16 protein-coding genes, 1 pseudogene and 1 riboswitch are annotated in these 15,347 nt (G+C 56.1%); of the genes and pseudogenes, 9 read left to right on the plus strand and 8 right to left on the minus strand.

The window, feature by feature from the left end; genetic code table 11:
• Positions 1-55 precede the first annotated feature (55 nt).
• Positions 56-670 carry a CueP family metal-binding protein gene (locus CCASEI_RS00565; RefSeq protein ID WP_006823917.1) on the plus strand — a complete coding sequence of 205 codons (615 nt, stop codon included), beginning with the start codon at positions 56-58 and terminating at the stop codon, positions 668-670.
• 4 nt (positions 671-674) lie between these two features.
• Here the strand turns inward: CCASEI_RS00565 and CCASEI_RS00570 are convergent, their stop codons facing one another.
• The gene (locus CCASEI_RS00570; protein ID WP_025386857.1) at positions 675-1,739 is read right to left on the minus strand and encodes a threonine aldolase family protein; all 1,065 of its coding nucleotides are present in this window, start codon (positions 1,737-1,739) and stop codon (positions 675-677) included.
• 48 nt (positions 1,740-1,787) lie between these two features.
• On the minus strand, positions 1,788-2,234 hold the full coding sequence (locus CCASEI_RS00575) for a hypothetical protein (RefSeq protein WP_006823915.1): 447 nt from the start codon (positions 2,232-2,234) through the stop codon (positions 1,788-1,790).
• 140 nt (positions 2,235-2,374) lie between these two features.
• Here CCASEI_RS00575 and CCASEI_RS15645 point away from each other — a divergent pair.
• The 6 genes and pseudogenes from CCASEI_RS15645 to CCASEI_RS00605 all read left to right on the plus strand — a co-directional run bounded on the left by CCASEI_RS15645 (position 2,375) and on the right by CCASEI_RS00605 (position 7,145).
• Positions 2,375-2,822 (plus strand): annotated as a pseudogene (locus tag CCASEI_RS15645) (prevent-host-death protein).
• Positions 2,823-2,916: 94 nt separating this feature from the next.
• A riboswitch (TPP riboswitch) is annotated at positions 2,917-3,012 on the plus strand.
• Positions 3,013-3,097: 85 nt separating this feature from the next.
• Positions 3,098-3,907 carry a hydroxyethylthiazole kinase gene (thiM, locus tag CCASEI_RS00585; RefSeq protein WP_006823914.1) on the plus strand — a complete coding sequence of 270 codons (810 nt, stop codon included), beginning with the start codon at positions 3,098-3,100 and terminating at the stop codon, positions 3,905-3,907.
• Positions 3,904-4,572: a thiamine phosphate synthase gene (gene thiE, locus CCASEI_RS00590; RefSeq protein ID WP_025386858.1), complete on the plus strand. Its 669-nt coding sequence runs from the start codon at positions 3,904-3,906 to the stop codon at positions 4,570-4,572. The genes thiM and thiE overlap by 4 nt, the downstream gene beginning before the upstream one ends.
• A gap of 8 nt (positions 4,573-4,580) precedes the next feature.
• Positions 4,581-5,627, plus strand: a complete 1,047-nt coding sequence (locus CCASEI_RS00595) for an ABC transporter substrate-binding protein (protein WP_025386859.1) — start codon at positions 4,581-4,583, stop codon at positions 5,625-5,627.
• On the plus strand, positions 5,627-6,409 hold the full coding sequence (locus CCASEI_RS00600; RefSeq protein ID WP_025386860.1) for an ABC transporter permease: 783 nt from the start codon (positions 5,627-5,629) through the stop codon (positions 6,407-6,409). The genes CCASEI_RS00595 and CCASEI_RS00600 overlap by 1 nt, the downstream gene beginning before the upstream one ends.
• Positions 6,399-7,145 carry an ABC transporter ATP-binding protein gene (locus CCASEI_RS00605; RefSeq protein WP_025386861.1) on the plus strand — a complete coding sequence of 249 codons (747 nt, stop codon included), beginning with the start codon at positions 6,399-6,401 and terminating at the stop codon, positions 7,143-7,145. The genes CCASEI_RS00600 and CCASEI_RS00605 overlap by 11 nt, the downstream gene beginning before the upstream one ends.
• 1 nt (position 7,146) lies before the next feature.
• On the opposite strand, the gene tenA is transcribed toward CCASEI_RS00605, so the two are convergent.
• From tenA to CCASEI_RS00630, 5 genes are all read right to left on the minus strand, one after another.
• Positions 7,147-7,818 (minus strand): thiaminase II, encoded by a 672-nt coding sequence (gene tenA, locus CCASEI_RS00610; protein ID WP_006823909.1) that lies wholly within the window; start codon positions 7,816-7,818, stop codon positions 7,147-7,149.
• Entirely contained in the window at positions 7,815-8,480 is a 666-nt protein-coding gene (locus tag CCASEI_RS00615; RefSeq protein WP_025386862.1) for a TenA family protein, read from the minus strand. Before CCASEI_RS00615 ends, tenA begins: the two co-directional genes overlap by 4 nt.
• Positions 8,477-9,325: a bifunctional hydroxymethylpyrimidine kinase/phosphomethylpyrimidine kinase gene (thiD, locus tag CCASEI_RS00620; RefSeq protein WP_155894800.1), complete on the minus strand. Its 849-nt coding sequence runs from the start codon at positions 9,323-9,325 to the stop codon at positions 8,477-8,479. Before thiD ends, CCASEI_RS00615 begins: the two co-directional genes overlap by 4 nt.
• A 194-nt stretch (positions 9,326-9,519) precedes the next feature.
• Positions 9,520-10,650 carry a calcium:proton antiporter gene (locus CCASEI_RS00625; RefSeq protein WP_025386864.1) on the minus strand — a complete coding sequence of 377 codons (1,131 nt, stop codon included), beginning with the start codon at positions 10,648-10,650 and terminating at the stop codon, positions 9,520-9,522.
• A gap of 200 nt (positions 10,651-10,850) precedes the next feature.
• Positions 10,851-12,536 carry an ATP-binding protein gene (locus CCASEI_RS00630; RefSeq protein WP_006823905.1) on the minus strand — a complete coding sequence of 562 codons (1,686 nt, stop codon included), beginning with the start codon at positions 12,534-12,536 and terminating at the stop codon, positions 10,851-10,853.
• Positions 12,537-12,792: 256 nt separating this feature from the next.
• Here CCASEI_RS00630 and CCASEI_RS00635 point away from each other — a divergent pair, with 256 nt between their 5' ends.
• On the plus strand, positions 12,793-13,305 hold the full coding sequence (locus CCASEI_RS00635; protein ID WP_035096048.1) for a hypothetical protein: 513 nt from the start codon (positions 12,793-12,795) through the stop codon (positions 13,303-13,305).
• Position 13,306: 1 nt separating this feature from the next.
• Here CCASEI_RS00635 and CCASEI_RS00640 read toward each other — a convergent pair whose 3' ends face one another.
• Positions 13,307-14,176, minus strand: a complete 870-nt coding sequence (locus tag CCASEI_RS00640; protein WP_035096046.1) for a LysR family transcriptional regulator — start codon at positions 14,174-14,176, stop codon at positions 13,307-13,309.
• A 110-nt stretch (positions 14,177-14,286) separates the two neighbouring features.
• On the opposite strand from CCASEI_RS00640, the gene CCASEI_RS00645 reads away from it, so the two are divergent.
• The gene (locus tag CCASEI_RS00645) at positions 14,287-15,321 is read left to right on the plus strand and encodes a YeiH family protein (RefSeq protein ID WP_025386865.1); all 1,035 of its coding nucleotides are present in this window, start codon (positions 14,287-14,289) and stop codon (positions 15,319-15,321) included.
• The last annotated feature ends 26 nt before the right edge of the window (positions 15,322-15,347 follow it).

A 15,347-nucleotide genomic window follows, 5' to 3' on the forward strand; every position in this document is an offset into this window, starting at 1 on the left:
TCAAGGAAGGCTAGCTCTTTGTCGGGATAGGAGAAATGGTGCTATTAATTAGCCTATGGAAAATATTCAGGATGGAGCTGGATCGCAACCAGCAAGCCCCCAGCGGGCTGCGAGAAAAAGCGCATCAATTGTTAGCGCAATCGTCGGTGCTTCGCTCGCTTTAAGTGCTTGTTCATCCTCGGGCGCGGAGCAGGAAGAAGTACTAAACGCGTATGGCCTAGAGGGGATGGATGCTCGCGAGATAATTGACTATCTGGATCGGCAACCGATCGCTGAACGCCCTACTGATTTGATGGCTTCAGTAAGAAGCGAAGAATTGATCCTGAGCAATCAGGCGGGAGAAGTCACACTTGCTATGCCTGAGGACCTGAGTTATGTCTCGGTCGCCCCCTTCGTGTCCCAAACCCATGATTGCTACTATCACAGCCTTACCACCTGCGTGGGAGAGCTGGACAATGAGCCAGTAGAGGTATCAGTCTTTGATGAGGAAACCGGCACAACGCTTGTCGATGGCCCCGCCACGACCTTCGACAATGGCTTTGCCGGGTTTTGGGTTCCGCGCGGAAGCGCCGGTACCATTACGGTGAATTACCAGGGCTTAGAGGGCACAACGGAATTTGCCACGGGAACAGAAGACGCAACGTGTATCACCGATTTGCGCCTTAGCTAGGGTGTTAAGCCCACACTTGTTTTATGGCTGCGGCAAAAGCGTCAATGTCTTTTTCAGTGGTGTCGAAGGAGCACATCCAGCGCACTTCATTGCGCGTGGCATCCCAGTCGTAGAAGTGGAAGTTTTGGCGCAGTTCATCGGCAATGCCGTCGGGCAGGGTGGCAAAGACCGCATTAGATTCGGTGGCTTGGGTAAAGCTCAGTCCTGGTAGGTTGGCTTCTTCGAGTTTGCTGCGCAGGCGCTTGGCCATCGAGTTGGAATGACGAGCGTTGTTAAGCCACACGTCGTCTTCATAAAGCGCGATGAGCTGCGCGGAGATAAACCGCATTTTGGAAGCTAATTGCATCGATAGTTTGCGCACAAACGGCAACGTCTCCGCGCCACCGACTAGCGCATCGGGGTTAAGAATTACCGCGGCCTCAGCGCCGAGTGCACCATTTTTGGTTCCACCCAGGCTTAAAACATCCACGCCAGCCTCGGTAGTAAAAGCAGACAGCGGCAGCCCGAGTGTTGCGGCCGCATTTGAAAGACGCGCGCCATCCATGTGCAGGGCCATGCCGCGAGCGTGAACATGATCCGCTAGCGCCCGAATTTCCTCCGGGGTGTAGCAGGTACCCATCTCTGTGGTCTGGGTAATGGAAACCACCAGCGGTTGCGCGCGGTGCTCATTGCCAAAGCCCCACGCCTCGCGGTTGACTAATTCCGGGGTGAGCTTGCCATCTGCAGTCGGCACCGGCAACAACTTGATGGAACCCATGCGTTCGGGTGCGCCGCCTTCATCGACATTGATGTGCGCAGTCGCAGCACAAATCACCGCGCCCCAACGCGGCAACAATGCCTGCAAGCCCACAACGTTTGCGCCAGTTCCGTTAAAAACCGGATACGCGGTGGCGGTGGAGCCAAAATGCTTCACGATGACATCGTCAAGCAATGCCGTGTACTCATCCGCCCCATATGCCGCCTGGTGCCCGCCGTTAGCTGCCGTCAACGCCGCGAGTACCTCCGGGGCAATGCCCGAATAATTATCGGAAGCGAAACTGTGCGCTTGTACGTTATGCAGGGATTTCACGCGGGACTCCTTCGAGATTCTTCGGCTCTGCAGAAAACCGTACACCGGTCACAGCGAGAACTTGTGGGCGTCCATGCGGTCATCTGGAAATTGGTCGAGTGTGAAGGGGGTGAGCATGAACCTACCAATCCACGGAAGAGGGAACTCCCATACGTAATCCCAGTCATCTTCTCCTCGTTCTGCTTCCTCCCGCGTTAAGTAGGCCTTCATTGGGATAAAGTCACTGAACTCTGCAGCCAGCGGATCGTTTTGGTCCATGCAGATCTGGCCTGGAATGAATACGGAAGTTGGTGGAGAGTCAGGGTTTACGGTGAATGCGAGGGGCACCTCGGCCGAGATGAGAGGTGTTCCTTTTGCGCGGGCCTTGTCTGCCAGGCTACGGACCTCATCTTCTGTCCATACTGATCCACAAACGACTGTCCACGTACGGGGTTCGTTTGGACTATCGATCCAGGTCACAGTTCTGCCTCGGTAGATAATAAACATACTGTCCATCGGCACTCCTTAAGTGGGCGGGCAACAAGGGCCTTTGACAATCAAGAGTAGTAACAAAATTCAGCCCATAGGGAGGCTCGCGTTCTTTGCGGAGGGCAATAACGCTAGACTTCCGAATATGTTCCGAATGGGATGTGGTTATGCCTATTACAGCTGATCGCCCCGACCAGACACGTCGCTCCTCGGATCTGAGCAAGCACTCGGCCGAGGTCTTCGCTGCGGCCGAAGACCATCCGGTCACGATCACGCGTCGCGACGGCGAGGCGCTGGTGTTGATGTCGCAGCGCGAGGCTGAGGGGCGCGCGTCTCCTCGAATTTGCTGCACAGTTAATTACCGTAGCCATCGACGAAGATGGAACGCTCACCGAACGCATGACGAAAATCTTTCCCTGGATGCTCGCCTTGTCCACGGCGGATCGTGAGTCCTGTGCTCAGGACCTTGTCGACGCTGCCCGCGCTTCGTTTGCTACCGAACAACCACACCTGGCAATCTCCGAGCTGACCTCTTGGAAAGAGACAGCCACCGCCGTTGCTGCTGGACTGGGAAGCGCTGACCTCGAGTGGCTCGATGCCGATGAGACGAAGTAGCACGCTGGATGCTCGAAAAGGACATAAATTCTTCCCTCGGCATGCTCTGACGCAAAAGTTATTGCCGGGACACGCGGCCTGGGCTAGTGTGGTGCGTTAAGACACGGGGTGCCGTAAAGACCGGCTGAGATAACACCCGTCGAACCTGATCTAGTTAGTACTGGCGAAGGGATTGTCCGGATGAAACTGGCTGTGCGCGGATACCATCGGTGTCCTATTGTGCGCTGCGGTGATGCTGTACATTCTTCTTCGTCAGAGGAAGAAAGCGAAAGGCCATGACCTTATCTTTTGCCGCAGCATTGCTCGGTGAACTACGCGCGCACAATCCCTTGGTGCAGTGCATAACCAATTCGGTGGTTACCAACTTCACCGCCAATGTGGTGCTTGCTATAGGCGCAGCGCCAGCGATGACGGACATCGTCGGGGAAGCAGGCCCTTTCGCCCGGGTCGCGGGCGGGGTACTGGTGAATTTGGGAACCCCCACGCCGGAGCAACGCTTAGCGATGGAAGAAGCCGTCGCTGCCGCCAACGAATCTGCAACACCGTGGGTGTTGGATCCAGTGGCGATTGGCGCGTTGCCCATTCGCACAGCCTTGGCGCAGAAACTCGCTCCGCAAACCCCGTTCGCGATTCGCGGTAATGCCTCTGAGATTCTTGCCTTGGCAGGGGAAGGAGCCGGCGGCAAGGGCGTGGACTCCACAGATTCCACAGAAGCCGCCGCGCCGGGCGCGATTGCTTTGGCGCAGCGTCTCAACACCGTGGTCGCGGTATCCGGGCCGGAGGATTTCATCACCGATGGCACGCGCGTTATCCGCGTGGCTAACGGCGATGAGCTTTTGACCCAGGTCACCGGCGGCGGTTGTGCGCTGGGCGCGTTGATTGCTGCGTTCGCCGCGGTGCGCGGGTCCTATTGCCCGGTTGAGGCAGTCGCCGCGGCGCATGCGGTCTATGGCGTCGCGGCCGAACAGGCTGCCGCGCAAGCAGCAGGTCCAGGGTCTTTCGCAGTTTCGCTTATCGATGCCCTCTCCACCCTCACCCCGTCCGCCATCTCCTCGGAGCAGCGCATCCGGGAGTACGCGGCATGAGCAGCAGCCAGGATTATGGCATCTATTTAGTCACCGACCCAGTGCTGTGCGGGGCGCGCGGCGTGGTGGAAACCGTGCGCCTGGCCGTGGACGGCGGCGTGCACACGGTGCAGCTGCGCGATAAACACGCCAGTTTTGACCAACAGCTATCCCAACTTGAGCAGCTTGCAGAAGTTATCGATGGCCGCGCGAAGCTAGTGATCAACGACCGCCTCGATGTCGCCGTCGAAGCTCAAAGGCGTGGCATTGCCATCGACGGCGTGCACTTGGGCCAAGCCGATGAAGCCGTACTGACCGCGCGCGAAGAACTCGGTACGGGTGCCATTATCGGCTTAACCGCGAATACCGAAGAACACCTCGCTGCCGTTGCCGCACTTCCCGCAGGCACCGTGGATTATGTCGGCGTCGGTGTTATCCGGCCGACTTCTACCAAGCCGGATCATCCACCAGCACTGGGCATCGCGGGCTTTGCGCACCTGACCGCAATATCCCCGGTGCCGACCGTGGCCATTGGCGGCGTCCTCGCCGAAGACATCGCTGACCTGCGCGCAGCAGGGGCCGCTGGTGTCTGCTTTGTCTCCGCGCTGTGTGCTGCCGAGGATCCCGAGCATGTTGCCCGCAGCATGGCCGATGCCTGGAACCAATCCACTTATATAAAGGAATAACAAAAACCGTGAAAACTACATCAATTTCTCTTCGCACCATCGCCGCAGCCGCCGTTGTTGCCCTTGCTACCTTGCTAACTAGCTGTGCGGGAGGTGATGCGGCGGAGGGGGTATCGGCAAGCAATGCGAAAACTACCGTGCGCTTTGCGCTGGACTGGACACCGAATACCAACCACACGGGGCTCTACGTGGCATTGAACAAGGGCTACTTCGAAGACGCCGGCATTGACGTGGAAATCTTGCCGTTTAATAACAGCAACCCCGAAGTGCTTGTCGATGCCGGCCAAGCCGAGTTTGGCATCAGCTTCCAAGACACGGCGTCGATGTCCATGGCGTCTGGCGCGGACCTGAAATCAGTACTCGCCGTGGAACAAACCTGGGCCACGGAAGTAGCGGTACTGGCAGACCGTGATGACATCCAAAGCCCTGCCGACTTGGATGGGCTGACCTTCGGTGGATTCGATAACCCGGCGGAGACCAAGACTATGCAGGGCGTGGTACAGTCCGCAGGCGGCGACGGCGAATTCGAAACCGTGACGCTGGGAACTTCTGCCTATGAGGCGTTGTACTCCGGTGATGTTGATTTCACCGTCCCTTATGTCGCCTGGGAAGGCATCGAAGCTGAACACCGCGGCGTGGACCTGAAGACTTTCGCGTACACCGATTATGGTTTCCCGGATGCGTACCAAGTCTTGGTGGTGGGCAATAACACCTGGTTGGAAGACAATCCGGATACTGCGCGTGACTTTGTGCAGGCCCTTGCTCGCGGCTATGAAGATTCCGTGGAAGATCCTGAATCCGCCGCAAAGATTTTGCAGGAAGAAAACGCCGGCCTGCTCACTGACCTAGACATGCTGGTGGAAAGCCAAGAGATGCTCGCGGATAAATACATGCTCGATGACAACGGTGACTTCGGCGTGCAAACCGAGGAGCACTGGAGCGAGCTCGGCCAGTTCCTCTTCGATTCCGATCTGCTGACTGATAACAACGGCAAACTGTTGGATAAGCAGCCGGAGTGGTCAGAGTTTTTCACCAATGAATATCTGCAGGACTGATGAAGCAGTATTTATCTTTTAAGAATATCTGGGTGCCCGCAGGCTTTCTGGCCGTGCTGCTTATCGCGTGGGAGTTAATCGTGCGTTTGACCGCGGTGCGCCCGCAGGTGCTGCCGGCGCCAACGCTTGTGGCAAGCTCCGGTTGGGAGCACCGCAGCGCACTTGGCGCGCATGCCCTGGCTACCTTAAATGTCACGCTACTGGGCTTTTCGGTGTCATTAGCGTGCGCGTGGCTGATTGCTATCGTCATTGATTTCTCGCCGCTGATGCGCCGCGGCCTAGTTCCGCTGCTGATTTCTTCCCAAACCATTCCGATTGTCGCTATCGCGCCGTTGATGATCATCTGGTTCGGCTTCGGGCTGCTGCCTAAGATTCTGGTGGTGGCTCTGGTGACCTTCTTCCCAGTCACCATCGGGCTAGTCGATGGTTTTGCGCGCGCGGACAGGGAAGCATCGGCGTTGCTGCGCAGCATGGGTGCCGGGCGCATCAAAGAGTTCCTCTTTTTGCGGCTACCGTCGGCGCTGCCTCTCTTTTTCACTTCCTTGCGCATCGGCATTACGTATGCCGTGGTGGGCGCCATCTTCGCCGAGTATGTCGGCGCGAAACAGGGCCTGGGCATTTATATGAGCGTGCAAAAGAATGCTTTTCGCACCGATTTGGTGCTCGCCGCAGTTACCGTCGCAGCTGTGATCAGCATTGTGCTCTACCTATCCACGTACCTGGTGGAACGGGCCGTTATTCCGTGGCATATCAAAGAAAGGACCGCTGCCAATGAGCGTTAAAACCTCACCGCAGTTGCACCTCGAGGGCATCTCACGCACCTTCTCGCTTGCCGATGCCCGCCACCGCGCAGTGCTGGATGACATCTCTTTGACGGTGAATCCCGGGGAATTTGTCTCCATCATTGGGCCATCTGGCTGCGGCAAGAGCACGCTTTTTAACATCATCGCGGGTTTGGATTCACCGACTAGTGGCACGGTGGGCATCGATGGGGAAGTGGCCTATATGCCGCAAAAGGATGCGTTGTTTCCGTGGCGCAGCATCGCCGCGAATGCCGCACTCGGCCTGGAAGTCCAAGGTGTAAAACGCCGCGCGGCGCGGGCACGGGTCAAGGAATGGTTTCCCCGCTTTGGGCTTGCGGGCTTTGAAGATTCCTTGCCGTTTGAGCTTTCCGGCGGCATGCGCCAGCGGGCAGCACTTTTGCGCACGGTGGTTCAAAACAAGAGCACTTTGCTTCTCGATGAACCCTTCGGCGCCCTCGACGCGCTTACCAAACAGGATTTACAAACCTGGCTGCAACAAGTGTGGGCCGAACATAATTGGACAGCTCTGCTGATCACGCACGATGTCCGCGAAGCGATCTTGCTTTCAGACCGCGTGGTGGTGCTCAGCCCACGCCCCGCGTCAGTCAGCCTCATCCTGGACGTTGACCTGCCGAAGCCGCGGGGGATCGATGCGTTGACCAGCCCTAGATTCCTAGAACTGGAACGCATATTGCTGGAAACACTGGGCAGCTGAATCAGGCAGCTGAATCCAGCGCTTGCTGCCAGAATGCTGCCTCTAAGCGGGTAGCGGCGCGGAAGATTTCCACTAAGGAATCAAAGCGCTCCGCGGTGACACTACCTGCGGTTAGCGCGTCGAGACGTTCGGTGGCAGCACGTGCTGCGGTTTGGAATTCCGTGCCGGAGTATTCCGCAATCCACTCGCCGTAGGGGTGTTCTTCGCCGGCATCGAGAGCCCGTGTTCGTTGCGGCTCCAGTGCAGCACCAATTTCTGCGTAGCCAATGGAGCATGGTGAAAGCGCGACGTGCATATCCAGCAGGTCGCCGGACATCCCGGTGTCCAAAACGTAGCGGGTATAAGCCACGGTGGTTTGTTTTTCTGCCGCCGCATCAAGCTCTTCTTCCGTGATTCCCCAGCGCGCGGTCAGTCGGCGGTGCAGGTCAGTTTCGTGCACGATAGCCTGTAGTGCGCCCGTTGCGTCCTTAATATCGGCGAGGTTGCGGCTTTTGTACGCAGCCAGAGCGTTTGCCCGCGCGAACTGCACTAGGAAGTGATAGTCCTGCACCAGGTAGTCCTGGAATACCGGCAAGGGGAGTGTGCCCGCCCCGAGCTTTTGCACGAATTCGTGCTCGGTGTAATCGGTCCACTCGGTTCCGATGGCCTTTTTCAAATCTGCAAATAGTGTCATTGTTTTTCTTCTGTGATGGGGTGGGCGTAGCTGGCATCGAAAAATGCGAGCTCGATTTCTACTGCGCGGTGAAAGAAGTCTCCGGCAACTTCGCGCTGGGATGGGCCGACGCGGTTTAGTTCCTCGCGCAAAAAGGCGATACGTTCATGGAATTCGGGGAAATCATGCAAGCGAATCCACTCCGCGTGCACGAAGTTCTTAGGTATAGGGCGTGAGTCGCGGGTTGCCCAGTCAAGATATAGCCATTCCGCAACCAGCAGTACCGCGACGATGGCCGCGTAGTTGCGGGTATCCGCGGCCTCGCGCATCAAGGCACAAAACGCGGTGGTGGGCTCAGTATTCGGGATTTCTTCACGCTGCTTCTCGGTAACTCCGAGCGCTTCAAAGGCATCCAGGAAGTAGGTGTTTTCATCGTCCGCAATCTCACCGATAAATTGCGCAAACCGCAGCCGTGGTTCAAGCGCATCCGCCGTGCTTACCGATGCCCCCAGCAACACCAAGAAACTATCCAAAAAGCGGTAGTCCTGCACCAAGTAGCTGGCCATGACAGAGTCGTCGATGGTGGCATCGAAAAGCTCCTGCACAAAGCGGTGAGTAACTGCCTTCTCCCACGTGGTGTGGTTCTGCTCGCGCAAAAGGTCCGTAAATCGTTGAGTGCTCATCGCTGTGCTCCTTGCAACTGTAAAGGCGCGTTATTCCACAGCGCGTGGAAGTGATGGACGGGGCCGTGGCCTGCACCGACGTCCAATTCATCCGCGTGGCGTAGCGCCGCAGTGAGATACTTTTTGGCTTGCCGGACTGCGTCGATATACCCATGGCGCGGCAACAGCGCTGCTATCGCGGCCGATAGCGTGCAGCCGGTGCCGTGATCGTTGATAGTATCCACGCGCGGTGCGGTCAACTCCACGGTCTCGTGGCCGGTAAGGATATCGATGCTTTCTTCGCCACCCAGATGCCCACCTTTCAGCAGCACCCACTGCGAACCCAATGCGCGCAGCTCCTCAAGGGAGGCATGCATTTCTTCCAGGCTGCTCATCTCCACATCGCGGTCAAGCAGCACCGATGCCTCCGGAAGGTTCGGTGTAATCAGCGTTGCGCGCGGCACCAGGCGCTCACGAATCGCTTCAACATCATCTTGTTGCATCAGATGATCGCCGCTTTTAGCCACCATCACCGGATCCAGCACCACCGGGCACTGCGCGTATGTATCCAGCGATTGCCTAATCGCATCGGCGATATCAGCATTCGCAACCATGCCGATTTTCACCGCATCGACGCGGACATCCTCAAAGACCGCGGCGATTTGTTCGGCCACGAATTCAGGTTCCATCGCGACGATGCTTCCCACCCCGCGCGTATTTTGCGCGACCACCGCGGTGACCACGCTCATCCCATATGCGCCGTTGGCAGAAAATGCTTTTAAGTCTGCTTGAATCCCCGCGCCACCGGTGGGATCTGTGCCAGCAATGGTTAATACGTTCGGTATCAACGCTTGTCTCCGTTTCATCACTCATATCGAGTTCGAAGAAGCGAAGCGTGCTGCAATAGATACAGGTATCCCTGCATATACTGCCTGCGTCGTTTACCGACATTCCTCCGCGAGTCCGAACTCGATCAGGTTCTCGGGTGTAATCTCAGCCCCTTCGGGCACCCCGTGTCTGGCGCCCACGCTAGCACAGAAAGTCCTGGCAAGGAACGACTTTAAGAAAATACGCTGAGCGCGTAGAGGATGAAGACGAATAGGTGTGCTCCGCCGTGAATCGCGGTGACTTTCTGGGAGTTAAACGTCGCGATGCTCAAAGCCAAGCTGATTCCTAGGAGCAGCAGGTTGGTGGGGTTTTCGGCGAGGGTAACGGTTTGCCCAGTAAGCAGACCGATGATGAGCACGACCGGCAGAGTGAGGCCAACACAGGAGACGAGCGCGCCGTGAGCGAGGTTGACCACGCGTTGTCCTTCGCCACCCCAGGCAGCGCGGACGGTGGTGATTGCTTCGGGCAAAAAGACAATCATTGCGATGATGATGCCGGAAAGCGCGATGGGAGCGCCGAGGCGGTTAAGGCCGTCATCGAGAAGCGATGCCATATCGTGAGAGAGCAAAACGATCGGAATTACCGTGATGAGCAAAACCAGCGCGCGGGTGAGAATTTCTCCTTTGTGCTCGCGGAAAATCGCGGCGATTCCGGGGCTGTTGGAAGCAACGATGTCCTTGTCTGTTTCCGTGAAGTCGGCATGCTGGGCGCCGGTTTGGCGGTAGAGAAAGAATGCGTACAGGATGACCGTCAAGGTCACGACGGTGATGGCCTGCGCGGTGTTATATGCACCATCGGTGCCGATGACAGCCGGAATGGCGAAGGCGGTGGCGATGAGTACGACGAGCATCGATAAGTATGCGGAAATACCGGCGCGGTTGACCTGCAGGTTGCTATGACACATGCCGCCGACGATGAGTGCCAGGCCGATGACTAGGTTGAGGACAATCATGACCGTGGCCATGACGGAATCACGCGCGATGGTGTGATGATCGCCTGGGCCGAGCATGACCGCGGAGATGAGAATGACTTCAATGCCGACAATTGAAAGGGTCAGCACCAGGGTGCCGTAGGGATCACCAAGCCGGTGCGCAAGGTGTTCAGCTTGGGTGACAACCCCGCCGGAACACACGATGATGACGCCCACGATGAGCGCAAGAAGGGTGAAGACGAGGGGCATCGATAAGCTGCCGGCGAGAAAACCTGATGCCAGTGATAGTAGTGCGACCGCAACCCAGCCCAATACAATTCGGGTGATGACGGATCCGGTGAGAACGCCGCGCAGGGCAGTAGAGGCTGACATGGACGAAGACTCCTTTAAGTGCAGGGTCGTCCCAGCTCTAGCTATGGCTGTGCAGGTCGTCCTGCCAGCGAGTTCTGACCAGCAGCCTAGCATGTCCGGCAGCTACGGCAAGCTGGAGCCAACTATGCAATGAAGGAATTGATTCGTAATCAGTTTGGATGCCAAGTCTGCCTATCTCTTGAAGGTTAAATTAGCCAAGATCACGTGCGGCGATAAGCTCGTTTTCTACTGCTTGGTGGCGCTGTGGCTGTGATCAAACCGATTTCTACAAGATGTCGAAGGGCGGCGCGTACGGTGCTTATTGGCCGATCGGTAAGGTCGCTAACTTGTTGAGCTGAGAGTTCTTCAGTATTAGATACTGCATCGAATACGTCTTGTTGGGCGGGGGTTAGTTGAGCTCCCGCACTTGAGAGGGTGTATACCCCTTGGCTCGATTCAATTAACGAACCTTGTTGAGCAAGCTTATCGAGCATGATCTGAAGCTCACCACTGTCGCCGCCTGTCTGCCGTTTGAGATCTTTAGCTGTGACGGCCCCCAAGTCTTTTGCCAAAACAAGTGCGGCACCTTCAGCGATTGAGAATTCATCTCCAAGTCGTTCCTTAACCCAGGATGCGACTTCTCCGTCTGCGAGGCCGAATCGCTGCAGAATGACTGTCACTCGAGCAATATCTACCTTAAAAGTCGGCCTGGGAAGACCGACAGATTTCATGGTGTTGATCATGGTCAAGATCCCTCCACCATTACTTTCGGCAAGTACCCCGTCGTATTCGTGGGACAGTGGGACATCTTGAAGTAGCCTGGCTAATGTCGAATTCCGCGGGATTTGTTGTCCATCATCGAGGTTCTCGGTAGTTTTGCCGCCAGGCAATCCTCCAGGGCTGCTGATTTCTACGCGGTCTAAAAAGATATCGACACTGATATTTTGGTCTCGGAATGGTGCGGAGTAGTCACGATGCATCACTGCATTAGCTAATGCCTCGCGTAATACGGTCTCAGGTATTTCTAAGACATCCTTTCCGAGGCTTCCTTCAATCACCCTTCTTGTTCGAAGGTTTCGACGAATTGCTGCGATTGCATCTAAAACTTGGGTGGCTACGTTGCTTTCACAAAGGACTCGGTCCACGAAACGAGTGTTTTCTCCTGCTGGTGCTTTTTCTTTTCCGGGGTGGACCGCCACATCAATAAATAATTGAGGAAAGAATTGTTGAGGATATTCTCCTAACGCCATTAGTCCTGCAAGGGTAAGTTCGCCGTCTTGAGTAACTATGGATTTCTGCTTGATCCACTTGTTGGTTTCATCAAAATCCAGCCGAGAATGTTGGCGCTTCAGCCGAGACTCCATGGCTTTAGTGAGTGAGGTATCTAGGTCATTGATATCAGTACCTGGGACATGTTCTCTGTCGGAAGCGTGCTTGTCGAATCGGTGTTGGAGTTCGTAGACTTCAAGGGCGCTAAGTCGTTGATCCGCGTCGCCAACTCTTTTAAAGCTTCCGTTCGATACTCCCTTTGATTTTACGAAGCATGGGCCATTAACAGTTAACGGAGAAATGGTGACTACGACGCATAGTTGTGTGTCCACTTTTAACAGCTCGACGGAATAGTCTGGGACTGGTTCCACGCGAATTGCGTGCTGGTCGCTGGTATTTAGACCGCTGCGGATACGGTCCTCAACGTCCTTGGCATTGAATCCTGGAGCTGGAGTGAACGATGGTTCTTCTAAACCCAGTACGATGATTCCGCCATTACTGTTAGCGAAAGCGCTTACCGTTTCCCAGAAACTTTTTGATTCACTCTTATGCGCCCATGCCTTTATTTCTATCAAAGCGTCATCTCTGCCGAGGGTACGGAGGCGGGCAAGGTGGGAATCTAGTTCAGATTGTTTCATGGGGACCTCACTGTCGCTCAAAGACTATTAAGCCTCACTGTATACAGTGAGACCGTCATTTTCTATAGTGAGGGCGTCACTTTATATAGTGAGACCGTCGTTTTATGTAGTGAGGACCTAATTTTCTGCAGTGAGGGCGTCACTTTATATAGTGAGAGCCCATTTTTATATAGTGAGGCTATTGTGGGACAGCGGAAGACGTATTAGTGTGGGGCACACTGAATGCTTGATTCCTATGCGTGCTCGTTGAGGGGAAATGATGACTGACACCGCCACGGTTAAGGAACTACGTCGTCCCACGGCTTCGTTAAAGCGGTTAGCCACTGTAGAAGCCATTTTCGGCTATATTATGGTGCCATTTTATGTGGTCTTGCAATACGTTTTCCCAAAGCGGAAGGAGAAAAGCGACCGCCAGCAAGGGGCAATTAAAGGTTTCATTGCCACGTGGGTGAAGTCGATTGGTATCGCGGTTGGTGCAGGAGCACTACTTGGCGCGGTGGAGTGGGTATTGGCCAAACTGCTTGGTCGCAGGCTTCTCGATGGCATCCCCGCCGTCCTGACCGGAATCGGCATTCCGGCACTGGTCGGGGGCTGGTTGATTGATAAGCGCAATCGCTTGCGCGGCGCGATGATTGCGGCGGTGGCAACGCTGCCGCGCATCGTGGTTTCTGAAAGTTGGGTCCGCGATAAATCGAGTGATGAGGAATTCGATAAGGAAATGAACACCGCGCGGGATCGCCTGTACGCAGTGCTTAACGATGCCTCCTGATTCAAGCGCCAGTGGACTTCGCGATAGTAATCAGTTCGTGAGCCAACCGGGGCGGACGGCGGTGTCCTGACCAGATTGCTGTGAGCGGGCGCGTGATCTTGTCGCCCTCTAAAGGCACTCGCAGGAGGTTGCCATTGGCGAGCTGATCGCGCACGGCAAGCTCACTCATTACTGCGGGGCCGGCACCGGAAGCTACTGCGACGCGCACGGCCGCAATGCTGTTGAGTACCTGGGCTGGTGTAGCAACGTCCAGGCCAGCCAGATGGTCTTGCTGGGCTACGAAGGTTCCGGAGCCGGGTTCTCTTACAACAAGTGCTGTTTCAGCCAGCTCTTGCAAGCTGATTCGGCCCTGTCGCGAGGCCCATGGGTGGTGCGGGGAAATCACCACAAAAAGCTCGTCTTCCTGGACAATGTGAGCATTAAGCTGCACCGGTACATGTGGCGTTTCGATGAAACCTACATGGAAATGCCCATGCCGAACCTGTGAGATAACTTCTGCTGAATTCACCACGGAAATAGCAACCTGGACATCGGGATATCGTTCGCGCAGCGCAGCAATCCACACCGGCAAGAGTGTCTCCGCGATGGTCAAGCTGGCGCCGACACTGAGCGCCTTCTGCGATTCGTCATGGTTCTCCGCGACCCAAGATTGAAAATCACGAGCAGCATCCAGGACTTCACGCGCATGCGCAGCGAGAGAAAGCCCGAAAGGCGTAGGCACTGAGCCGCTGGGACGACGATCCAGCAAATGGCTTTGCATCGTTGCCTCAAGCTCGGCAATCGCGCGGCTTGCATTGGGCTGCGCCATTCCGACGCTGCGTGCTGCGGCGCCGAGGCTGCCGCTGTCAACTACTGCGACGAATAGTTCCAGTGTGCGGAGGTTGGGTCAGCGGTCCTGAGCAGGGGTCATATCAGTAGTATATGCCCGGATGTGTAATTGCCGTCTACCGCAAACCACGTTGCGCGTTGAGACTTTAAAACATGTCTACCGGAATCTTGGCACCTGCTTCAATTGAAGTTCAACCGCGCGCACGAGCAATCACGACGTATGCGCCCGGGCTGCTGCTGTGCCTGGTTGGCGCTATTATCGCGATGCTCTTCAGTTCTTTTATACCGGGGCTTAGTGCGATGATCGTGGCGATTATCGAAGGGATCGCACTAACGAACATGACACAGCTTCCCAGCACGTTTTCGCCAGGTATCCAAGTAGCAGCTAAGACTTTGCTGCGATGGGGAATTGTGTTTCTGGGACTGAAACTGGTTAGCGCAGATGTCCGCGGCCTCGGGCTGCCGATGCTTCTGGTCATCGTCTGCATTGTCTCCGGTGGAATCATCGGCCCGCTGCTTATCGGCCGCCTGCTGAAGATGAAGCCCGCGCAGGTATTGCTCATTGCCTGCGGATTCTCCATTTGCGGCGCGGCGGCCGTCGCGGGTGTCGAAGGCGCAAGCGATGCGGAAGAAGACGTAGTCATTGCCGTCGCGTTGGTGGTGATATTTGGAACCATCATGATTCCGACCATCCCGTTTCTCGGTGCCCTTGCCGGTTTAGCCCCGGAGACGATGGGGATGTGGGCCGGTGGATCAATTCACGAGGTTGCCCAAGTCGTTGCCGCCGGAGGCGTAATAGGCGGAAGCGCTCTGGAAATAGCCGTCGTGGTTAAACTCGCGCGCGTTCTAATGCTGGCTCCAGTCGTATTCATTCTGAGCCTTGTAAAACGTCGTCAAAGTAGCGGCGTGCAGACTACGGGCCATGAGAAGCGACCACCCATAGTGCCGCTGTTTATCATCGGTTTCTTATCGATGGTCCTTCTTCGCTCCACCGTTGACCTTCCCGAGCCCGTCCTCGCCACCGGCGACTTCTTACAAACTATTCTGCTTGCAACCGCGATGTTTGCTCTCGGGTGCGGGGTGAAAATCCAAAGCTTGTTGCACGTTGGCGTGCGACCTTTCGTCCTTGCCTTTGCGTCAACAGGGATCGTCGCAACCATCGCATTTGTAGGCATTGAGCTCGTCTGATCGGCGTCCTTGTGGATAACTTCGCC

This window comes from Corynebacterium casei LMG S-19264, assembly GCF_000550785.1.
Lineage (GTDB): Bacteria > Actinomycetota > Actinomycetes > Mycobacteriales > Mycobacteriaceae > Corynebacterium > Corynebacterium casei.

Bases quoted from the DNA above. Each gene is read 5' to 3' on its own strand.
- CCASEI_RS00565 (WP_006823917.1), top strand. From the start codon at position 56: ATGGAAAATATTCAGGATGGAGCTGGATCGCAACCAGCAAGCCCCCAG.
- CCASEI_RS00575 (WP_006823915.1), bottom strand. From the start codon at position 2,234: ATGGACAGTATGTTTATTATCTACCGAGGCAGAACTGTGACCTGGATC.
- thiM (WP_006823914.1), top strand. From the start codon at position 3,098: ATGACCTTATCTTTTGCCGCAGCATTGCTCGGTGAACTACGCGCGCAC.
- thiE (WP_025386858.1), top strand. From the start codon at position 3,904: ATGAGCAGCAGCCAGGATTATGGCATCTATTTAGTCACCGACCCAGTG.
- CCASEI_RS00600 (WP_025386860.1), top strand. From the start codon at position 5,627: ATGAAGCAGTATTTATCTTTTAAGAATATCTGGGTGCCCGCAGGCTTT.
- CCASEI_RS00605 (WP_025386861.1), top strand. From the start codon at position 6,399: ATGAGCGTTAAAACCTCACCGCAGTTGCACCTCGAGGGCATCTCACGC.
- tenA (WP_006823909.1), bottom strand. From the start codon at position 7,818: ATGACACTATTTGCAGATTTGAAAAAGGCCATCGGAACCGAGTGGACC.
- CCASEI_RS00615 (WP_025386862.1), bottom strand. From the start codon at position 8,480: ATGAGCACTCAACGATTTACGGACCTTTTGCGCGAGCAGAACCACACC.
- thiD (WP_155894800.1), bottom strand. From the start codon at position 9,325: ATGAAACGGAGACAAGCGTTGATACCGAACGTATTAACCATTGCTGGC.
- CCASEI_RS00625 (WP_025386864.1), bottom strand. From the start codon at position 10,650: ATGTCAGCCTCTACTGCCCTGCGCGGCGTTCTCACCGGATCCGTCATC.
- CCASEI_RS00630 (WP_006823905.1), bottom strand. From the start codon at position 12,536: ATGAAACAATCTGAACTAGATTCCCACCTTGCCCGCCTCCGTACCCTC.
- CCASEI_RS00635 (WP_035096048.1), top strand. From the start codon at position 12,793: ATGATGACTGACACCGCCACGGTTAAGGAACTACGTCGTCCCACGGCT.
- CCASEI_RS00645 (WP_025386865.1), top strand. From the start codon at position 14,287: ATGTCTACCGGAATCTTGGCACCTGCTTCAATTGAAGTTCAACCGCGC.